Here is a 17,586-nt window from a genome sequence, read left to right on the forward strand (position 1 = left end):
GTTGGCGCGGACCCTAGCGGCAGCCGCTGCCGCTTTCAACGCGCCATGCATGTTTCAGCCCTGCAGCGTCTTGACCTTGGCAAGATCGGGGAAGAGCCGCATCCACAGAAGCACGACGATAACAGTGCCGAGCCCGCCGACGATGCCGGTGGCGACCGGCCCGAGGGCTGCCGCCATCATGCCGGATTCGAATTCGCCGAGCTGGTTGGAGGTGCCGATGAACAGCGAGTTGACCGCACTGACACGCCCCCGCATCTCATCCGGCGTCAGAAGCTGCACCAGCGAACTGCGCACGACGACGCTGACCGTATCGGAGGCGCCGACGACAAGCAGGGCGGCGACGGAGAGCGTGATGTTGGTGGACAGCGAGAAGACGATGGTGGCGAGACCGAACACGGCGACGGCGGCAAGCATCTTGCGCCCGACATTGCTCTCGAGCGGCCGGCGGGCCAGCACGATCGACATGGCAAGCGCGCCGATCGCCGGTGCGGCGCGCAAAAGGCCGAGCTCCCAGGGACCGGCATGCAGGATATCGCGGGCAAACATCGGCAACAGTGCCGTGGCGCCGCCGAGCAGCACCGCGAAGAGATCGAGCGAGATCGTGCCGAGCATCACCGGCCGGCTGCGGATGAAGGAGACGCCGGCAAAGACCGAGGCAAGCGTCACCGGCTCGCGTTTGGAAGGCGCCCACTGCATGCGGATCGAGATGACGTTGAAGCTTGCAACGGCAAAGAGCAGCGCCGACACGGCGAAGGGCGCCACAGGATTGAGACCGTAGAGCAAGCCGCCGAGCGAAGGGCCGATGATCAGCGCCGTCTGCATCAGCGAGGTGGAGGTGGCGACCGCCTTCTGCAGCATCGAAGCCGGCACGATGTTCGGCAGCAGCGCCGCCATGGTCGGCCGCTCGAAGGCGACGACGGCGCCGAGCACCGTGACGGCGACAAGGATGCCTGAAGGCGTCAGCCATTGCTGCCAGGTGGCAACCGCCAGCACCAGCGCCGTCACCGCCTCGATCAGCTGGCAGATGAGGCCGATACGCCGCCGGTCGAACCGGTCGGCGACATGGCCGACGACAAAGGTCAGCACCGCCATCGGCAGGAACTGGCAGAGGCCGACGAGGCCGAGCGCAAAGGCGCTGTGCGTCTGATCATAGATCATCCAGCCCATGGCGATGCCGATGGACTGGAAGGCAAGCGAGGAAAAGACGCGGGAGGCAGCGAAGTTCAGATAGCCGGGGTGGCGAAGAACGCTCCGCGGGCCTTGGGATATGTCCATTTGCGATGTCACCGGCCGGCGCGGCTGCGCCAGCCTTTGCAGGAGTTTGGGAAGGTCAAAACGGTGTTCTGCCCGAACGGACCAATTGTCAATCGCAATGAACGGCTCTCACCGGATTGTGGGATTGTGGAGCTGGAACATCCATGCGGTGAATGATTGATCATAATTGATATCGATTTCCAATATGAAGACCCGCGCCGTAGCCTTCCGGTCGTCACCCAAGCAAGAGGCTTTCCATGACAATCGACACGACGGCAAGCGCACTGACCGCAGGGCAGCACGCAACGCTTCAAACTTTCTACGGCGCATTCACCCGCAAAAATCCCGATCTTCTCGACGAAGCCGTCACGCCCGGCTGGCAGGACATTCCACTGGCGCCGGGCCAGGGGCCCGGACCGGCAGGACTGAAGCCAATCATTCTCGGCTTCATCGATTCGCTGCCTGATGTCGAGATCCTGGTCGACGAAGTCATCGGCTTCAACGACCGCGCCGGCGTTCGCGCCCGCATTGTCGGCACGCAGCGCGGCGCGGTCTTCGGCATTCCCCCGACGAACCGCCGAATCGAAATCGCGCTTCATGAATTCCATCGTTTCGAAGGCGACAGGATTTCCCATACCTGGCATCTCGAAGACTGGTTCGGCATGCTGCATCAGCTTGGCGCCTGGCCGCCGAAGACGATGCCGCTGCTGCAGGAGCACGCCTGATGAAGGCCGCCCGCATCCATGCCTACGGCGCGATCGACGACATCCGCATCGATGATGTTCCCGAGCCGGTGGTGGGTCTCGACGACGTCCTCATCCGTGTCGAGGCGGCAGCAGCCAATCCGATGGATAACAAGCTGATCGCCGGCCACCTGAAGGATTTCTTTCCTCTCGCCTTCCCTCATGTGCTGGGGACCGATCTCACCGGCACGGTCGTTGCAACGGGCCGGATGGTCGCGACCGTCAAGTCCGGCGACAGGGTGATCGCGCGCACCGAGCCGGCCGCCGACGGCGCTTTTGCCGAACTGGCGGCCGTGCCCGCGCGCTTGGTCGTGCCGGTTTCGCCGGCGCTGCCGCTCAAAAGCCTCGCCGGTCTGCCGACCGCTGCGGCCAGCGCCTGGCAGGCCTTGTTCGAAGCCGCAACCGTCCAGCCCGGTCAATCGGTGCTGGTCCATGCCGGCGCCGGCGGTGTCGGCAGCTTTGCCGTCCAGCTCGCAACGCGTGCCGGAGCGCATGTGACGGCAACGGCATCTGCGGCCAATCTCGACCTCGTTCGCTCGCTCGGCGCCGAGGCGGTGATCGATTACCGCAGCCAGGACTTCGCCGCCCTGCTGACGTCCGTCGACCTGGTGATCGATACGGTCGGCGGTGAAACATTGGAGCGCTCGTTCGGCATCATCCGCCCGGGCGGCAAGCTCGTCGGCCTGTCGGCACCCTTCGACACTGAAGGGGCGAAAGCGCGCGGCATCGATGCGCAGTTCCTGTTTCACCAGAGCGATGCAGGCCGCCTCGCCGCGGTGGCAGCGCTCGTTGCCGATGGTCACCTGCAGAGCGTCATTGGCCGAGAATTTGCTTTTGACGATACGGCTGAAGCGCTGCAAGTTCTTTCGAAGGGCGGTTCTCCGGGCAAGACGCTGCTGATGCCATAGGCAACCGCAGAAGCAGGATCAGCCGGATCTCCTCACCGATCCTGCTTCGCCGCCGCAACGGAACCGATCCGCGCGCGGAACCACTGCTGTCCGACATGAGAATCGTTGCGGCGATGCCATGACAGCGCAAAAGAAACCGGCGGCAGCTCGATCGGCGGCCTGTGGACGGACAGCCTGGCGCGATGATCCGAGACGTCGACGATGCCCTGCATCAGCGTGGCGACGAGATCGGTCTCGGCAACGATCGCCGGCGCTGCATACATTTGCGGCAGCGTCAGGCCCAGCCTGCGCCGCAGCCCGAGTTCCGAAAGCCTCCGGTCGACATGGCCGTAACGATCACCTTCCGGCGATACGAGCAGATGGTCGAGACTGACGAAGGTTTCGAGGTCGAGGCGCTTTGCCGCGGGGTGACCAGCGCGGACGATCGAAACGAAGCTTTCCTCGAAAAGCAGCCGCGAAAGGATCCGCGGCGACGAGGAGACCGGCACGCCGATTGCCGCATCGACCTCGCCGGCATCGAGCATCTCCACCGCCCGTTCGCGCGCGCTGAAACCCCTAACGTCGACGCTAACATTCGGCGCGACCTGCCGGATTGCCGAGAGCAGTTTCGGCAGCAGCACAAAGGCCGGATGTTCGGAGAGACCGAGGCGAAACGAAGCCGTTGACGAATACGGGTCGAAGACGCCGCTGAAGGCCAGCGCCTCCTGCGCATGCCGCAAAGATTTCCCGATCGGCTCGGCGAGATCGAGTGCCCGCGGCGTCGGCTCCAGCCCGCTTGGGCTGCGCACGAAGAGTTCATCCTGGAAAAGCTGCCGCAACCGGGCGAGCGCCGCACTCATCGCCGGCTGGGTGCGGCCGATGCGGGCGCCAGCCCTTGTGACGCTGCGCTCTGCCATGATCGCATCGAAGGCGACGAGAAGGTTGAGGTCGATCGAGGAGAGATTATTCATGGCGCGGATGATAGGCACCCGCCCCTATTGATGGCAAGCATGCCGAGAAGCCGGTGACGTCAGGCCGCAGAAGCGTTAGCGCGGCTCCTTGAAGATGTTCAGATAGGCGGGGTCGAATTCGGCGATTTCCTGGAGGCGCTCCCAGTCGACGATGGTGATCGTCCGGTTCTCCCAAGTGAAAACGCCCTCGCGCCTCAGCGCCTGCAGCGTCTTGTTCAGATGGACGACGGAAACGCCGAGCACATCGGCCATCTCGATCTGCGTCAACGGAAACTGGAAGCTGGCGCCGCGCGTCCGTTTGACGACCTGCAGCCGCACGAAGAGCTCGCAGACGAGGTGGGCGATATGGGCGCGTTTGGAGCGCCGGCCCATGGCGACGATCCACTCGCGGTGAATGGCGCCATCGACCAGCGTATCGAGCCAGAGCAGCCGGGTCAGATGCGGCATGCGCTCGGTGATCGCCCTGAGATCGGCATGATCGGCGAAGGCGACATGACAGGTCGATAGCGCAACGATGCCGTGATCCATCTTCTTGACGGGAAAGGCATGCAGATCGACGAAATCGCCGGCGACATGCAGCGCGGTGATCTGCCGGCTGCCATCGGCCATCACCTTGTAGCGCGCCGCAAAACCATCGAGCAGCAGGGTGCTGTAGGGCGGGCGGCTGCCTTCGAGGACGATATCCTCTCCGGCAACAAAATGCCTGTCCTTGACCAGGATCGACCTGAGAAGGTTCTCCTCTTCAGCCGAAAGCACATCGCGGCTTCCAAGATTGAGCAGCAGAGCTTCAATCACGGGCTTTTCCGCCGATAGCGCAAGAGGAGATCATGACGATGCGACCTGTATTTTCTATAAGAATCAATGCCTAGCCTCGGGAACAATTGTCTTCATCTGTAATTTCCCCCTGTGACGCACAGGAAAAAACATGGCTCGCTACTTTTTCGATCTGCATAACGGCGAAGGTCCCACACGCGATGAGCACGGCACCGAGCTCAGATCGCGCGCGGACATTCCGAAAGAGGTGACCCGCATCCTGCTGGATGTGGCCCGTGACGAACTGCCGGCGGGGGATCGCACCATCATCGCCGTCACCGTTCGCGACGAAAGCGGCGACCCGATTACGGTTGCCAGCCTCGTCTTCAACAATGAATGGCTCGACGTTTTCCGATAGGCCGCCGTTCAAGGTTTGCCGCCGGTCTCTGCCGTATGAATCCGACTCGGTCGCCGCGACGCTTAAGCTCTTTTTATGCATGTCGTCATCCCGGAACCGCTGCACGCTTCCGGGCGCTATGCATTAAGACCCGCCTTCATAGCCGGCAATTAAATTTGACATACTCGCCATTGCTTGGAGCAACATCGTAGGCGGCTTGCCGGCTGCGGCTATTTGGGGATTTCCTCGAGGATCAGCCGGATTTCCGCAAGCGGCTGCCGGCTTTCGTCGAAGAGCTCCACCGACAGCATGTTCAGAGGTTCCGCCGGCAGACCTTCGGCGGCCATCTCCGCCAGCACGCGCCGGGCCTCCGCTTTCGCGGCGTCGACGGAGGCGAATTCATATCCCGTCTCGGTCGCCCCGACGCCATCACGGTCGAGGAGCTGAAAGTAGAATTTCGGCACGACACATCCCCCGCTAGATCAGTCTAACGATCCCGCAGGCAACATGTTCCCGGCCGCAGATATGTCCTATCTGCCTTGGTCAGAAGGTGCCGGCCTCAGGAGAGGCCATTTCCTCGATGCCGTCGACACGGTCGGGATAGAAGGCGAGATGGTTCTTGATGTTGCTGACGGCGGCATTCGGCGCCTCGTAAGTCCAGACGGCATTCCTAGAGCGCTCGCCGCCCGCAATGATGCTGTAATAGGCGGCATCGCCCTTATAGGGGCAATGGCTGGTATGATCGGTGCGCTGCAGCAGCGACATGTCGACATCCCTGCGCGGAATATATTGCACCGGCGGATAGGAGGCCTCGCGCAGCGTCAGCGCATCGCGGCTGTCGGCAATCACCTTGCCGGCAAGCGTGACGACGACACGGCAGGGATTGTGCTCGACGGTAATCGGATGATCGGGGCCCGGGATCTTGATCGATTTGTCTGACATGAGGTTCGTCTCCATGAGATATCGATCCCACTGAGATAGGTCGGGCATGCCGCCGGCCCAAGGCCTTTCGGACGACATGCATTAGAATTCGAAACGCGGCGATGCCAGGCTCAGCATGGCGGCTTTCGGCTGAACCGCCCAGTGACGCGCCAGCGCCTCCGAAAGCGTTGCGACCAGCCTGCCGATATCCTCGCCGGCAGAGGCGTGCAGCGCCTCGGCGACGATCAGCACCGAGCGCGTCTGCTGCCGCACCGCCGAAAGCCCGCTCTGCCGGTTTGTCCAGCGCCGCGCATGCGCCCGCTCCGCACCGTCTGCGAAGATCACCTCGTTTACGTCCGGATGCTCGGTTTCGCCGCCGAAGGTCAGATAGGTCTCGTGGCCGCCGGCCCGCCGAACCTCGAGCTCTCCGGCAATCTGTTCGGTGTCGAAGGCGGCGATTGGAATGGCGAAGGCGAGCGAAATCGCATTGCAGAGATCGACGAGCGGATGCAGGCGCGGCAGGCCATGCTCCTGGCGGACGCGGCGCAACAGCGCCTCGGAAGCGGAGCGATATTGCGTCGGCTTCAGCCCCATGCGGGAAAAACCGCGCCGCCACGCTTGGATTTCGGGAAATTCGCCCTCCTGCGCTAGGGACAGCCGGGCCTCGGCAATCGCGCTGAAGCCCACAATCGCCGTCTCGACATCGGCATCCGCATGAATGGCGTCCACATGGAGCGCGCCGGCGCGAAGCTCCGGAAACGCCTGCCATATCGCATCGGAATGACGGAACTGCATGGCCTATCTCCCTCCGGATATATTCAGCGCCACCCGGCTGCCGGCAAAGGCAAGGCCGAGCATGGCCGCCAATACACAGAAAATGCCGACGATCTGGTTGAGCCCGATCGGTTCACCGAGGACCAGGAAAGCCAGCATGACGGCGGAGACCGGAGCAACTGCGGTGAAGAGCGCCGCTTCCGTGCCGCTCACCCTGGCCGCTCCCGCATACCAGAGCAGGAAGCCGCCGACCGTCGGCACCAGCGCATAATAGACGACGGCAATGATGGCGCTTGCGGGTATATCCCGCGCGAAAGGCGCCTCGAAAACCGCCGGGATGACGGCGACGACGAAGCCGATGCCGGCCATCAGCGTTGACTGGGCAAGCGGCGGAATGTCAGCCTTCAGCCTTTTGTTCAACAGGATGAACAGCCCCTCGCAGACGACGGCGCAGAAGATCAGCAGATTGCCGACGAGCGACCCTCCGGCCGTACCCGGCGTGACGGCGATCGAGAGCACGCCCACCGTCGCCAGCGCCACGGCAAGGAGCAGGGCGCGCCCAGGCCTTTCGCGCAGCAGCAGGATGGAAATACCAGCCGAGACCACCGGCAGCGTGCCGATCACCACGCCGGCATCGGCAGCCGAGGTGAGGCTGAGGCCGGAGATCAGCAGCGTCGTATAACCGACGCTGCCGGCGCCTGCCTGAATGACGAGGATCAGCCGATCATGCCCGGAGAGCTTCGGCAGCCGGACGCCGCTTGCCCGCATCAGCACCAGCAAGACCGGAAAAGCCAGCGCGAAGCGCAGGGCGGTTGCGGTAAATGGCGGCAGGCCCGATGCGATGAGCTTGCTTGCGATGACGGTGCTTCCGACCGTCAGCATAGCCAGCGCCAGATAGACATACCCTTGAACCTGCCTCGACATTCAACGCCTCCTGTTGGAACGCCGAGGAAACAACAGGGGCGTCTCGCGGTCTTGAACGAAATTGCAGGCGCCGGGTCTTTAGAGAAAGGCACCGGCATAGAGCCGCGGCGACAGGCCGTATTTGCGCACGAAGACCCGCGTCATGTGGCTCTGGTCGGCAAAGCCGCTGGCGAAGGCGGCTTCGGCAAGCGGCATGCCCTGAGCGATCAGCCGCCGTGCGATATGGATGCGGGCCTGGACGAGATAGGCATGCGGTGTCAGGCCCGTCGCCTTGGCAAAACCGCGCAGCACCTGGAAGCGGCTGAGCCCGCTTTCCCCGGCGAGATCGGCGAGCGAGACGGCGGCAAGCGGATCGTCGTCGATCAGATCCCGGGCCGCGCGGATGGCGGCCGGCACCGGTGGCCGCTCGTCGCTGCCGCCGCGTTCGCGCATGACATCGGCCACAAGCTGCAGCAGCAATTGCTCGCGGAGCATCCCGTCCGCCGTCTTGGCCTCGGTCACCGCGCCAAACAATGTTTCGAAGCGGGCGGCGACCGCCCTGTTGCGGATGACGGGATGGGGGATTTCCTGCCGCCCTGCCCCACCCTCGCCGATCTCCCGCGACAGGCCGGCGACGATCTCGGGATCGAAATAGAGGATGCGCCACGATCGCCCATCGCCAATCGGCGCGCCGTCATGCACCTCGTTCGGATTGACCGTGATGATATCGCCGGTCCCGGCCTCCACCATGCCGCGGCCGCTCAGCGATTTCTGCGCCCCTGATGAGACGAGGCCGATGCCGAACTGCTCATGCGTGTGCCTGGAAAAGCTGTGATGCGTTTCCGCTTCCACCGCTTCGACGCCGGCCAACGCTGAGCGCAGCATCCTGAACTGGTTCTTCGCCATCGTCCGTCCGCAGGTTCGATTGCGGCCACTCTGCCAGCCGGATGGAGATGGCGCAACGGCTAGAAGAATTCGTCGAGCAGCTGGAAATAATCGAGCTTTGCCGGATCCAGAGCCGTCAGCCCGTAACGATCGAGGAAGGGCTGCACCAGCGCCTCGCCGAAATTATAGGTGATGCTGCGGCAGGCGAGCGCGATATCCTGATAGCGGTCGGCGACGCCGAGCCGGCTGCAATCGATATAGCCGGAGAACCCGTCTTCGCAGGCGATGAAATTCGGCAGGCAGGCATCGCCATGGGTGACCACGAGATCCTCGCGGCCCGGCCTTCTGCTTTCGAGTTCGGCAAACAGCGCCTCGGCACTTTTGCCAAGCCGCGTCTCGTCGAAATCGGTCTCGTCGATGATGCCGGCCTGCATCCGCGCTTTGGCGACCGCCATGCGCTTCTCCAGCCGGTGATCGAAGGGGCAGGATGCGATGGGCAGTCGATGCAGGTCAAGAAGCGCCGCAGCCAGCAATTCGACCCGCACAAGCGGCGTCAGCGCCGACGCGCTGGCGAGATCAGCACCTGGCAGGGTGCTGATCAGCAGCCGGTTGCGCCCGCCGCCGCTTTCCCTCGCAATGACCGCGGGACAGGGCAGACCGGAAGCCTTGAGCCACTCAAGCCTTGCTGCTTCATCGGCGACCTCGCCGAAGGCGCCGGCCTCTTCAACCTTCAGATAAAGCGTCGGCAATCCGCCCGCTTCCAGCCGGAAGATGCTCGCCGCGGAACGGCCGAGCGCATCGCGTTCGAACCGGTAACCGGCAAGACGTGCATCGAGCGCACCCGCCGGCGGCGGTTGATCCTGTTGGGACATCTGGGCGCCTCGTTCCGACGGGCGGGAAATCGCATTCCGACTGCAGGAAAATTATGCAGCGGACCGCGCGTCGCTAAGTCAATGAACGGTTTCGGCGGGCGCGGCCTCGAGCAGGATTTCGAACGCTTCTTCCAGGGCCGCAACCAGAATATCGGTCAGCTCGTCGCCCTTGTGTTCCAGGAACAGCGCGCTCACGGCTTCGTCCTGACGCTCAAGAAAATGCTCGATCTCGTTCGACATATCATTGTCCTCTCTCACCGTATCATCACGGCCATGAGGAGAGGCTAGATGCGGTTCCTTGCGTGTGGCTTGTTGCCGATGAGACGAAATCCCATCGCGAGGACTAGTCACGAATATCGTACTTCGCATACTGACTGCGGGGGATCAACCCGCCGACTTCGTGGGCAAACGACACGACTTTCGTCGCTCCCTCATCCAACTCGCACCTGAAACGAACGTGGTACCAGCCTTTGGCTGTTCCAAAGGCCGCATCGCCCACGTTGAGAATGCTGCCGGCTCGCAACCCAAAACTCGGCAATGAGATGGGGAAATAGGGCGGCGAACCGTGAACAAGTTGGGCCTGAAGCTCGGTGGTGCAAAGCGTGGCCACTCGATTTTTACGTGGAAGGCCATTGATCGCAGTTTGCGCAAATGAACTGCCATCGTCCGTCTGTGAAAACAGCGTTTTTGCCTTGGGTAGATCGCTGTTTTTAGCAATCGCTTGAGGCGTCTCAGCGGTCTTTTCTTCAGGCGGTTTGGCCTGCTCGATCGTCGTATTGGTTTCGCCAGACATGTCTGTCGGCGGCCCATCACGCTCCGGCGAAACGTCCGTCGTCGCAACCTCAGGAAGCTTCACATCGTCTGGCAGGGGTTTTGATGGAGGCTCCTCAGTTTTAGGTTTGTCGGCCGCAGCCTTTGCCTGCGCCGTTTCGGAATCCTGCTGCCGCGGGGTTGCCGCAGGCTTGGCTTCACCTTGCGAAGAATTTCCCGTCAGCGACTTTTCGGGGCCGCTATTCTTATCACCAAACTCGATGACCGGGCGCAGGGTCGGCATCGGCTTCGCTTGCGCGGGAGCTTTCTTAGCCGCCCCCGGCGGTGGCGGTGGCGGTGGCGGCGGTGGCTGCTTCTTCTCCTGTTCCGGCGGCTTCGGCTCCGGTGGTTTTTCCTCGGGCTTTGGCTCCGGCTTCTTCTCTTCCGGCGGCGGAACGAGTTCGACCTTGACGCTCTCGTCTTCGGCAGGCTTCGGCTCGATCTTCGGCAGCCCAAAGATCAGAAGCGCGACTAGGGGGACATGCAGAAGCACGGACACGACAACACCCCAGCGGATTTCAGGCCGCTGTTTTCCCGTTTCGTGCTGCGTTTCCGCTGGTGCCACGTCTTCTTCCGTCACAGCAGCGATGTGGCCTTTAAAACCGGCAGCATCAAGCCACAAAAGAAAAAAACCGCGTGATCGCAACAGCGATTGGCGTCATTGGTCGGCCGCCCCGTCATCGGCCACCAGATCATGCGCCTGCCATTCACCCTGCGGAATGGCATCTCCGACGAGGAAGGCGAAGGACGCCACCTTGCCGGATCCGGCATCGAGCCCGCATTTGAATTGGATGTTGTACCACTTGCCTTTGCTGCGGAAGGCGCCGCCCCTCACCTCGACGCTGTTACCGCCGACCTTCTCCGGCGTCATCGCATAGGGGGCGAGCGTATCGGGCCGCATATCCGGGCGTGCGCGGCGAACCTGCTCCAGCGCCTCGAGGTCGCAAAGCTGCAGATGGCGCTCGCTGCCGGCAAGGCCGCGCAGCGCTTCGCGGGCGCCCCGGCTGCGCGGATCGGCCAACACCTTGTCGGAAAACAGCCGGCTTGCCGCGGTGAATTCGGCCGGCTTTGGCACCAGTGGAGCGATCGGCATCACAGACGGCATTGCCGCAGCAGCCGCATTATCGGCAGCTGGCGCAGGCCTTTCGGCTTGGGGCGCTACGGCTTCTGGCTTTGCCGGTTCCGGCGAAGGCGCCTTGTTCGGCTCGGGCGGTGTCGGTGGTACCGTGGGCTGCGGAACGATCTCCACCGAGAGACCGTCATCGGGCAATGGCAGAGGCGGTTCGGCCTTCGGCAACAACAGCAGAAGAGCCAGGATCGCCGCGGCATGCAAGGCGAAGGACGCCGCCGCGCCCCACTGGATCCCGTCATCCCATTTGCCCGCCGCCAGTTCCATCGGTCAGCAAGCCGCTGTCGGACGATCGGCGGAGATCATGAAACTGAGGCGCGCTTTCATCATGGACTTGCCGGAAAAATTGGGCCGCGAGCCCTGCCGCGGAAATTGAAGCACGGCGCGACAGTGCCAGCACAGCCGAAGCTCTGCAACACACAAAATGAACAATCTATAATTGTACTCAGCCGAGCGAACCGATGAGATCCCGATAGGCAGCCTCCGGAAAGGCTTTCAGCGTCTCGGTCCGGACATTGCCGCCCATGGCCAGCGACAGCGTGAAATGCGCCATCACCGCGTCATCCGGCGCTTCGCAGACGGCGACCATGTCATGCCCGCCCATCGTCAGGAAGAACTGGTTAAAGGAGCCGCCGACGCCGGCAAGCAATTTCTTCGCCGCGTCCAGCCTCTTGGCCGAGTCGCGAACATTGCGGATGCCCTGATCCGTCCAGTCGATCAAAAGAATGTAAGTGGTCATGTCGCACCTCCTACCGGAGGATCCGCCTACGCAAGGCTATATCGACCTCTCTCGCGCGTCGCGATCGGTCCCTTCCCCCGTGGCCGGATTATAGTCCTGTCACCATGAGGGGACAAGAAAGTTACCGCACTCATTGGTGTTAATCACAAAAGCAAAAGCCGGGCGCAGGGCCCGGCTTTCCCAATTCAGTACAGGATCGAAGCCTCAGCTGTCGAGGAAGGAGCGCAGCTTCCTGGAGCGGCTCGGATGCTTCAGCTTGCGCAGCGCCTTCGCCTCGATCTGGCGGATACGTTCGCGGGTGACCGAGAACTGCTGGCCCACTTCTTCGAGCGTATGGTCGGTGTTCATGCCGATGCCGAAGCGCATGCGGAGCACGCGTTCCTCGCGCGGCGTCAGCGAGGCGAGAACGCGGGTCGTCGTTTCCCGCAGGTTCGCCTGGATGGCGGCGTCGATCGGCAGCAGCGCGTTCTTGTCCTCGATGAAATCGCCGAGATGCGAATCCTCTTCGTCGCCGACCGGCGTTTCGAGCGAGATCGGCTCCTTGGCGATCTTCAGGACCTTGCGGACCTTTTCGAGCGGCATGGCGAGCTTTTCGGCCAGTTCTTCCGGCGTCGGTTCACGGCCGATTTCGTGCAGCATCTGGCGCGAGGTGCGGACGATCTTATTGATCGTCTCGATCATGTGCACCGGAATGCGGATCGTGCGGGCCTGGTCGGCGATCGAACGGGTGATCGCCTGGCGGATCCACCAAGTCGCATAGGTCGAGAACTTGTAGCCGCGGCGGTATTCGAACTTGTCGACCGCCTTCATCAGGCCGATATTGCCTTCCTGAATGAGGTCGAGGAACTGCAGGCCGCGGTTCGTGTATTTCTTGGCGATGGAGATGACGAGGCGAAGGTTCGCTTCGACCATTTCCTTCTTGGCGATGCGCGCTTCACGCTCGCCCTTCTGCACCATGTGCACGATGCGGCGGAATTCCGAAATCGAAATGCCGGTCTCGGTCGCGAGATTCTGGATCTCCTGACGGATATCCCGGATCGTCGTGTTTTCGCCGCGGGCGAATTCCTTCCAGCCGCGGGCGGCCAGATTGCCGATCGACTTCATCCAATTCGGATCGAGCTCGGCGCCCTGGTACTGTTCCAGGAAGCTATCGCGCTTGACGCCGTAGGATTCGGCCAGACGCAGCAGGCGGCCCTCGTTGGAAACGAGGCGCTTGTTGATGTCGTAAAGCTGTTCGACCAGGGCGTCGATGCGGTTCTGGTTCAACGACAGAGACTTGACGGCCTTGATGAGCTCGTCCTTGAGCTCCTTGTAGCGGCGCTCCTGGGCTGAAGACAGCGTACCCGACGCCGACAGGCGCTGCTCGACCTGCTGGTCCTGCAGCTTGCGCAGTTTCTTGTAGGTCTCTGCGATCGTATCCAGCGTCTCCATCACCTGCGGGCGAAGCTCGGCTTCCATCGCCGCCAGCGAGAGGTTGGATTCGTCCTCGTCCTCTTCCTCCTCCTCGGGAGGCAGGCCCTCGCCGCCGACATCGGTGATGTCGTCGTCGCCGGAGCGGGCGCGGCGGGTCTTTTCCTTTTCCTCGGCGGCCTTGCGGTCGGCCTCGATCTTCTCGGGGCTCTGGAACTGCGGTGCAGCCTTGGCTTCAGGACCGGAATAGGTGGTTTCGAGATCGATGATCTCGCGCAGCAGCGTCGTGCCTTCGTTAAGTTCGTCGCGCCAGATGATGATCGCCTGGAAGGTCAGCGGGCTCTCGCAGAGACCTGCGATCATCGTCTCGCGGCCGGCCTCGATGCGCTTGGCGATGGCGATTTCGCCCTCGCGGGAAAGCAGCTCCACCGAGCCCATCTCGCGCAGATACATGCGCACCGGGTCATCGGTACGGTCGGTCGGTTCTTTCTTTTTGGCGGTCGCAAGCGCGGTGCCGCTCGAAGGTGCGAGTTCGCCGCCTTCGCTCTCCTCGTCGGAACCGGCATCGTCGTCATCGCCGCCGCCGGAAGCACCGGCTTCCTCAGCTTCTTCATCTTCGATGACGTTGATGCCCATATCCGACAGCATCGACATCGTGTCTTCGATCTGCTCGGACGTCACTTCTTCAGACGGTAGGACCGCGTTGAGCTCGTCCATCGTCACATAGCCGCGCTTCTTGGCGGCCTTGATCATCTTCTTGACCGCGTCGTCGGAAAGATCGAGAAGAGGGCCGTCGCTTGCGCCGTCGCGTTCGACTTCCGCGTCTTCGTTCTCTTTGACCTTGGTTGCCATTTATATCGTCGCCTTCCTGACGCTATCCAATCTCGCTACGGTGAATGGGCCGTCTCAGGGCCTGACACGTCGCTCGCGCCGCCCTAGAATCACCTTTGCCCACCTAACGGGATGACATTTAAAGCCTGATTAACCACGATCGCCGGCACCGGACAGCAAAGCTTTTTTGCTTTTGGATTTCCGGCCATGGTTGCGCGATCCGCCTTGACCCAGTTCACCGTTTCAACAAGTCGAACGGTGATTCCCACATTTTTTGTTCTCGTCAAGCTTTTCTACAAAAAAAGCTCACGAAAGATCGGAAAAAGCCTTATCCACAGGCTTTGAACCGCGGCAGCGATTGCGAACCCTTATTTAAGATGCGGCGAACAAAAGACAAGGGCAGCATGGATATTGGCCGCCATGCCAGTTGTTCGCGGCATTTTTGCGGTCCTATGGTTGGTCTATTCGCCTCTGTCCGGACGAATATTGGCTACTTTGCCTCGCCATCATAGGCCGTCACCTTCAGCGCGCCGAGATCGACTGCGGGAATGCAGCGCAGATTGACCGAGGCCATGGCTGCACCATTCGGGCCCACCCCTTCGCCGAACGGCGCGATGCCGCAGTTGGCGCAGAAGTGATGCCGGATGACATGCCTGTTGAAAGTATAAGTGGAGAGATCGTCTTCGGGTGTCTTCAGCACCAGCTTGTCGCGCGGCACGAAGGCGAGAAGCCCGCCTCGCCGGCGGCAGAGCGAACAGTTGCAATCCAGCGCCTCGGTAAATTCGCCTTCGACCTCGAATGCGACCTTGCCGCAATGGCAGCTTCCCTCATAAAGCATGTCTTTCTCCTCACATCCAATCCATTACGACCTTGCCGGAATTGCCCGACCGCATCGCCTCGAAGCCGTCGCGAAACTCATCGATCCCTATGCGGTGGGTGATGATCGGCGCAAGGTCAAGGCCGCCCTGGACGAAGGCGATCATCTTGTACCAGGTCTCAAACATCTCGCGGCCATAGATGCCCTTCAGATTGAGCATCTTGAAAATCACCTTGTTCCAGTCGATCTCGAAACCCGCCGGCGCGATGCCGAGAATGGCGATCTTGCCGCCATTGTTCATCTTGTCGATCATGTCGCGGAAGGCGGGTGCGGCCCCGGACATTTCGAGCCCGACGTCGAAACCCTCCGTCATGCCGATCGACTTCATCACGTCGGCCAGGTTTTCGCTCGAAGCGTCGACGACGTGGTCGATGCCAAGCTTGCGCGCCAACGCCAGCCGGTGCGGATTGATATCGGTGATGACGACCTTGCGGGCGCCGGACCGTTTGGCGACGAGCGCCCCCATGATGCCGATCGGGCCGGCGCCGGTCACGAGAACGTCCTCGCCGACGAGATCGAAGGAGAGTGCGGTGTGCACGGCATTACCGAACGGATCGAAGATCGCGGCGATCTCATCGGAAATATCCTCCGGGATCGCCACGACATTGCTTTCGGGAATGCAGACGAACTCCCCGAACGAACCCGGCCGGTTGACGCCGACGCCGAGCGTGTTGCGGCAGAGATGCCCCCTGCCCGCCCGGCAGTTGCGGCACTTGCCGCAGACGATATGGCCCTCGCCGGAAACCCGCTCGCCGACATGATAGCGGGTGACCGCCGAACCGATCTCGGCGATCTCGCCGGAGAATTCATGGCCGACGACCATCGGCACCGGAATGGTCTTCTGCGCCCACTGATCCCAGTTCCAGATATGGACGTCGGTGCCGCAGATCGCCGACTTCCTAACCCGGATCAGCACATCGTTCGGCCCAACCTCGGGCACCGGCACATTCTCCATCCAGAGCCCGACTTCCGGCTTCGACTTGACCAGCGCCTTCATCATGTTCGACATATCTGTATCCCTTGGTCAGTGCCTGTTTCGGCCCCTCATCCGCCTGCCGGCACCTTCTCCCCGCAGGCGGGGCGAAGGAGACAAGCGGCGACCTCTCCGTCCCCACCATCATCTCGCAGGGCACGTGCCCCGTTTACGGGGAGAGGGTTAGGGTGAGGGGCAGCCTCATTCTCAAATCACACCCAGTTCCCGCCCCGCTTCCGCAAAGGCCGCAATCGCCCGCTCCACATCCGCCCTGGAATGCGCAGCCGACATTTGCGTGCGGATGCGGGCCTGGCCCTTCGGCACGACGGGGAAGGAGAAGCCGATCACGTAAATGCCCTTCTTCAGCATCAGCCCCGCCATATCCTGTGCAAGCTTGGCGTCGCCGAGCATGACCGGGATGATCGGATGGCCTTCGCCGGCGAGCGTGAATCCGAGCTTGGTCATCTCGGTGCGGAAGAGATCGGCATTGTCGGACAGGCGCTGGCGCAAGGCATCGCCGTTTTCGATGAGGTCGAACACTTTCAATGAGGCGGCGGCGATGACTGGTGCCAGCGTGTTCGAAAACAGATAGGGCCGCGAGCGCTGCCGCAGCCATTCGACGACCTCTGCCTTTGCCGAGGTATACCCGCCCGAGGCGCCGCCGAGCGCCTTGCCGAGCGTGCCGGTGATGATGTCGATCCGGCCTTCGACGCCGCAATATTCGGGCGAGCCGCGGCCGTTTTTGCCGACGAAGCCGACCGCATGGCTGTCATCGACCATGACCATGGCGCCATATTTCTCGGCGAGATCGCAGACCCCACTGAGATTGGCGATGATGCCATCCATCGAGAAGACGCCGTCGGTGGCGATCAGCTTGAAGCGGCTGCCTTCGGCCTTCTTCAGCTCCTCTTCGAGGGCTGCCATATCGTTGTTGGCATAGCGGAAGCGCTTGGCTTTCGACAGCCTGACGCCGTCGATGATCGAGGCGTGGTTCAGCGCATCCGAAATGATCGCGTCTTCCTCGGAGAGCAACGTTTCGAACAGACCGCCATTGGCATCGAAGCAGGAGGAGTAAAGGATCGTGTCTTCCATGCCGAGAAAGGCGGAAATGCGCGCTTCGAGCTGCTTATGCTCCTCCTGCGTGCCGCAGATGAAGCGCACCGAGGCCATGCCGTAGCCGTAGCGGTCGAGCGCCTGCTTGCCGGCCACGGCCAGCTCCTCATTGTCGGCAAGGCCGAGATAGTTGTTGGCGCAGAAATTCAGCACCCGCTCGCCGGTCGAAATCGCAATCTCGCCCGCCTGTTTGGAGCTGATCACCCGCTCGGATTTATAGAGGCCGGCATCCTTCAGCGCCGAAATTTCGGCCCTGAGATGGGAGAGAAATGGCGAGGTCATGGGCGGCCCTTCCTGATGTTTTTTATAGCACTCGGGTTAGCATATCGCCGCCGGCTTGTCTT

20 protein-coding genes are annotated in these 17,586 nt (G+C 62.2%); 3 read left to right on the top strand and 17 right to left on the bottom strand.

Going from position 1 to position 17,586, the window contains the following annotated elements; translation table 11 throughout:
• Positions 1 to 54: 54 nt before the first annotated feature.
• Complete coding sequence (locus tag FHX14_RS20075) at positions 55 to 1,275, bottom strand: MFS transporter (protein ID WP_184378315.1); 1,221 nt, start codon at positions 1,273 to 1,275, stop codon at positions 55 to 57.
• Between the two features lie 236 nt (positions 1,276 to 1,511).
• Between FHX14_RS20075 and FHX14_RS20080 the strand changes: the two genes are divergently transcribed.
• Entirely contained in the window at positions 1,512 to 1,979 is a 468-nt protein-coding gene (locus FHX14_RS20080) for an ester cyclase (RefSeq protein WP_184378317.1), read from the top strand.
• Positions 1,979 to 2,905, top strand: coding sequence for an NADP-dependent oxidoreductase (locus FHX14_RS20085; protein WP_184378319.1), 927 nt, complete (start codon positions 1,979 to 1,981; stop codon positions 2,903 to 2,905). The genes FHX14_RS20080 and FHX14_RS20085 overlap by 1 nt, the downstream gene beginning before the upstream one ends.
• Before the next feature lie 32 nt (positions 2,906 to 2,937).
• Here FHX14_RS20085 and FHX14_RS20090 read toward each other — a convergent pair whose 3' ends face one another.
• Positions 2,938 to 3,855, bottom strand: a complete 918-nt coding sequence (locus FHX14_RS20090) for a LysR family transcriptional regulator (protein WP_184378456.1) — start codon at positions 3,853 to 3,855, stop codon at positions 2,938 to 2,940.
• 75 nt (positions 3,856 to 3,930) lie between these two features.
• On the bottom strand, positions 3,931 to 4,650 hold the full coding sequence (locus FHX14_RS20095) for a Crp/Fnr family transcriptional regulator (RefSeq protein WP_003593196.1): 720 nt from the start codon (positions 4,648 to 4,650) through the stop codon (positions 3,931 to 3,933).
• Positions 4,651 to 4,780: 130 nt separating this feature from the next.
• On the opposite strand from FHX14_RS20095, the gene FHX14_RS20100 reads away from it, so the two are divergent.
• On the top strand, positions 4,781 to 5,026 hold the full coding sequence (locus FHX14_RS20100; protein WP_003593195.1) for a hypothetical protein: 246 nt from the start codon (positions 4,781 to 4,783) through the stop codon (positions 5,024 to 5,026).
• Positions 5,027 to 5,235: 209 nt separating this feature from the next.
• Here FHX14_RS20100 and FHX14_RS20105 read toward each other — a convergent pair whose 3' ends face one another.
• The 14 genes from FHX14_RS20105 to FHX14_RS20170 all read right to left on the bottom strand — a co-directional run bounded on the left by FHX14_RS20105 (position 5,236) and on the right by FHX14_RS20170 (position 17,524).
• On the bottom strand, positions 5,236 to 5,469 hold the full coding sequence (locus FHX14_RS20105) for a hypothetical protein (protein ID WP_054182613.1): 234 nt from the start codon (positions 5,467 to 5,469) through the stop codon (positions 5,236 to 5,238).
• A gap of 79 nt (positions 5,470 to 5,548) precedes the next feature.
• A complete protein-coding gene (locus FHX14_RS20110) occupies positions 5,549 to 5,947 on the bottom strand; it encodes a DUF427 domain-containing protein (RefSeq protein ID WP_184378321.1) in 399 nt (132 codons plus the stop codon).
• Positions 5,948 to 6,028: 81 nt separating this feature from the next.
• Positions 6,029 to 6,721: a phenylalanine--tRNA ligase beta subunit-related protein gene (locus FHX14_RS20115; protein ID WP_184378323.1), complete on the bottom strand. Its 693-nt coding sequence runs from the start codon at positions 6,719 to 6,721 to the stop codon at positions 6,029 to 6,031.
• Positions 6,722 to 6,724: 3 nt separating this feature from the next.
• The gene (locus FHX14_RS20120; RefSeq protein WP_184378324.1) at positions 6,725 to 7,624 is read right to left on the bottom strand and encodes a DMT family transporter; all 900 of its coding nucleotides are present in this window, start codon (positions 7,622 to 7,624) and stop codon (positions 6,725 to 6,727) included.
• 78 nt (positions 7,625 to 7,702) lie between these two features.
• Positions 7,703 to 8,509 carry an AraC family transcriptional regulator gene (locus FHX14_RS20125; RefSeq protein ID WP_184378326.1) on the bottom strand — a complete coding sequence of 269 codons (807 nt, stop codon included), beginning with the start codon at positions 8,507 to 8,509 and terminating at the stop codon, positions 7,703 to 7,705.
• 59 nt (positions 8,510 to 8,568) lie between these two features.
• A complete protein-coding gene (locus FHX14_RS20130) occupies positions 8,569 to 9,360 on the bottom strand; it encodes an APH(3') family aminoglycoside O-phosphotransferase (RefSeq protein ID WP_184378328.1) in 792 nt (263 codons plus the stop codon).
• A gap of 78 nt (positions 9,361 to 9,438) precedes the next feature.
• The gene (locus FHX14_RS20135; RefSeq protein ID WP_003593186.1) at positions 9,439 to 9,600 is read right to left on the bottom strand and encodes a hypothetical protein; all 162 of its coding nucleotides are present in this window, start codon (positions 9,598 to 9,600) and stop codon (positions 9,439 to 9,441) included.
• A gap of 103 nt (positions 9,601 to 9,703) precedes the next feature.
• Complete coding sequence (locus tag FHX14_RS20140; protein ID WP_184378458.1) at positions 9,704 to 10,792, bottom strand: DUF930 domain-containing protein; 1,089 nt, start codon at positions 10,790 to 10,792, stop codon at positions 9,704 to 9,706.
• Positions 10,793 to 10,828: 36 nt separating this feature from the next.
• Positions 10,829 to 11,566 (bottom strand): DUF930 domain-containing protein, encoded by a 738-nt coding sequence (locus tag FHX14_RS20145; protein ID WP_184378329.1) that lies wholly within the window; start codon positions 11,564 to 11,566, stop codon positions 10,829 to 10,831.
• Between the two features lie 178 nt (positions 11,567 to 11,744).
• Entirely contained in the window at positions 11,745 to 12,038 is a 294-nt protein-coding gene (locus FHX14_RS20150; RefSeq protein WP_003581051.1) for a GYD domain-containing protein, read from the bottom strand.
• A 204-nt stretch (positions 12,039 to 12,242) separates the two neighbouring features.
• Positions 12,243 to 14,300, bottom strand: coding sequence for an RNA polymerase sigma factor RpoD (gene rpoD, locus FHX14_RS20155; RefSeq protein WP_003593178.1), 2,058 nt, complete (start codon positions 14,298 to 14,300; stop codon positions 12,243 to 12,245).
• Positions 14,301 to 14,769: 469 nt separating this feature from the next.
• Positions 14,770 to 15,117 (bottom strand): GFA family protein, encoded by a 348-nt coding sequence (locus FHX14_RS20160; protein WP_003565374.1) that lies wholly within the window; start codon positions 15,115 to 15,117, stop codon positions 14,770 to 14,772.
• A gap of 10 nt (positions 15,118 to 15,127) precedes the next feature.
• Positions 15,128 to 16,165: an L-threonine 3-dehydrogenase gene (tdh, locus tag FHX14_RS20165; RefSeq protein WP_012558447.1), complete on the bottom strand. Its 1,038-nt coding sequence runs from the start codon at positions 16,163 to 16,165 to the stop codon at positions 15,128 to 15,130.
• Between the two features lie 171 nt (positions 16,166 to 16,336).
• Positions 16,337 to 17,524, bottom strand: a complete 1,188-nt coding sequence (locus FHX14_RS20170; protein ID WP_184378332.1) for a glycine C-acetyltransferase — start codon at positions 17,522 to 17,524, stop codon at positions 16,337 to 16,339.
• Positions 17,525 to 17,586: the final 62 nt, after the last annotated feature.

Source organism: Rhizobium sp. BK619, assembly GCF_014195245.1.
In the GTDB taxonomy this organism is placed as follows: Bacteria; Pseudomonadota; Alphaproteobacteria; order Rhizobiales; family Rhizobiaceae; genus Rhizobium; species Rhizobium acidisoli.

What these genes read in the sequence shown, in the direction of transcription:
- FHX14_RS20075 (WP_184378315.1), bottom strand. Translation starts at nt 1,275, where the DNA reads ATGGACATATCCCAAGGCCCGCGGAGCGTTCTTCGCCACCCCGGCTAT.
- FHX14_RS20080 (WP_184378317.1), top strand. Translation starts at nt 1,512, where the DNA reads ATGACAATCGACACGACGGCAAGCGCACTGACCGCAGGGCAGCACGCA.
- FHX14_RS20085 (WP_184378319.1), top strand. Translation starts at nt 1,979, where the DNA reads ATGAAGGCCGCCCGCATCCATGCCTACGGCGCGATCGACGACATCCGC.
- FHX14_RS20090 (WP_184378456.1), bottom strand. Translation starts at nt 3,855, where the DNA reads ATGAATAATCTCTCCTCGATCGACCTCAACCTTCTCGTCGCCTTCGAT.
- FHX14_RS20100 (WP_003593195.1), top strand. Translation starts at nt 4,781, where the DNA reads ATGGCTCGCTACTTTTTCGATCTGCATAACGGCGAAGGTCCCACACGC.
- FHX14_RS20110 (WP_184378321.1), bottom strand. Translation starts at nt 5,947, where the DNA reads ATGTCAGACAAATCGATCAAGATCCCGGGCCCCGATCATCCGATTACC.
- FHX14_RS20115 (WP_184378323.1), bottom strand. Translation starts at nt 6,721, where the DNA reads ATGCAGTTCCGTCATTCCGATGCGATATGGCAGGCGTTTCCGGAGCTT.
- FHX14_RS20120 (WP_184378324.1), bottom strand. Translation starts at nt 7,624, where the DNA reads ATGTCGAGGCAGGTTCAAGGGTATGTCTATCTGGCGCTGGCTATGCTG.
- FHX14_RS20125 (WP_184378326.1), bottom strand. Translation starts at nt 8,509, where the DNA reads ATGGCGAAGAACCAGTTCAGGATGCTGCGCTCAGCGTTGGCCGGCGTC.
- FHX14_RS20130 (WP_184378328.1), bottom strand. Translation starts at nt 9,360, where the DNA reads ATGTCCCAACAGGATCAACCGCCGCCGGCGGGTGCGCTCGATGCACGT.
- FHX14_RS20135 (WP_003593186.1), bottom strand. Translation starts at nt 9,600, where the DNA reads ATGTCGAACGAGATCGAGCATTTTCTTGAGCGTCAGGACGAAGCCGTG.
- FHX14_RS20145 (WP_184378329.1), bottom strand. Translation starts at nt 11,566, where the DNA reads ATGGAACTGGCGGCGGGCAAATGGGATGACGGGATCCAGTGGGGCGCG.
- FHX14_RS20150 (WP_003581051.1), bottom strand. Translation starts at nt 12,038, where the DNA reads ATGACCACTTACATTCTTTTGATCGACTGGACGGATCAGGGCATCCGC.
- rpoD (WP_003593178.1), bottom strand. Translation starts at nt 14,300, where the DNA reads ATGGCAACCAAGGTCAAAGAGAACGAAGACGCGGAAGTCGAACGCGAC.
- FHX14_RS20160 (WP_003565374.1), bottom strand. Translation starts at nt 15,117, where the DNA reads ATGCTTTATGAGGGAAGCTGCCATTGCGGCAAGGTCGCATTCGAGGTC.
- tdh (WP_012558447.1), bottom strand. Translation starts at nt 16,165, where the DNA reads ATGTCGAACATGATGAAGGCGCTGGTCAAGTCGAAGCCGGAAGTCGGG.
- FHX14_RS20170 (WP_184378332.1), bottom strand. Translation starts at nt 17,524, where the DNA reads ATGACCTCGCCATTTCTCTCCCATCTCAGGGCCGAAATTTCGGCGCTG.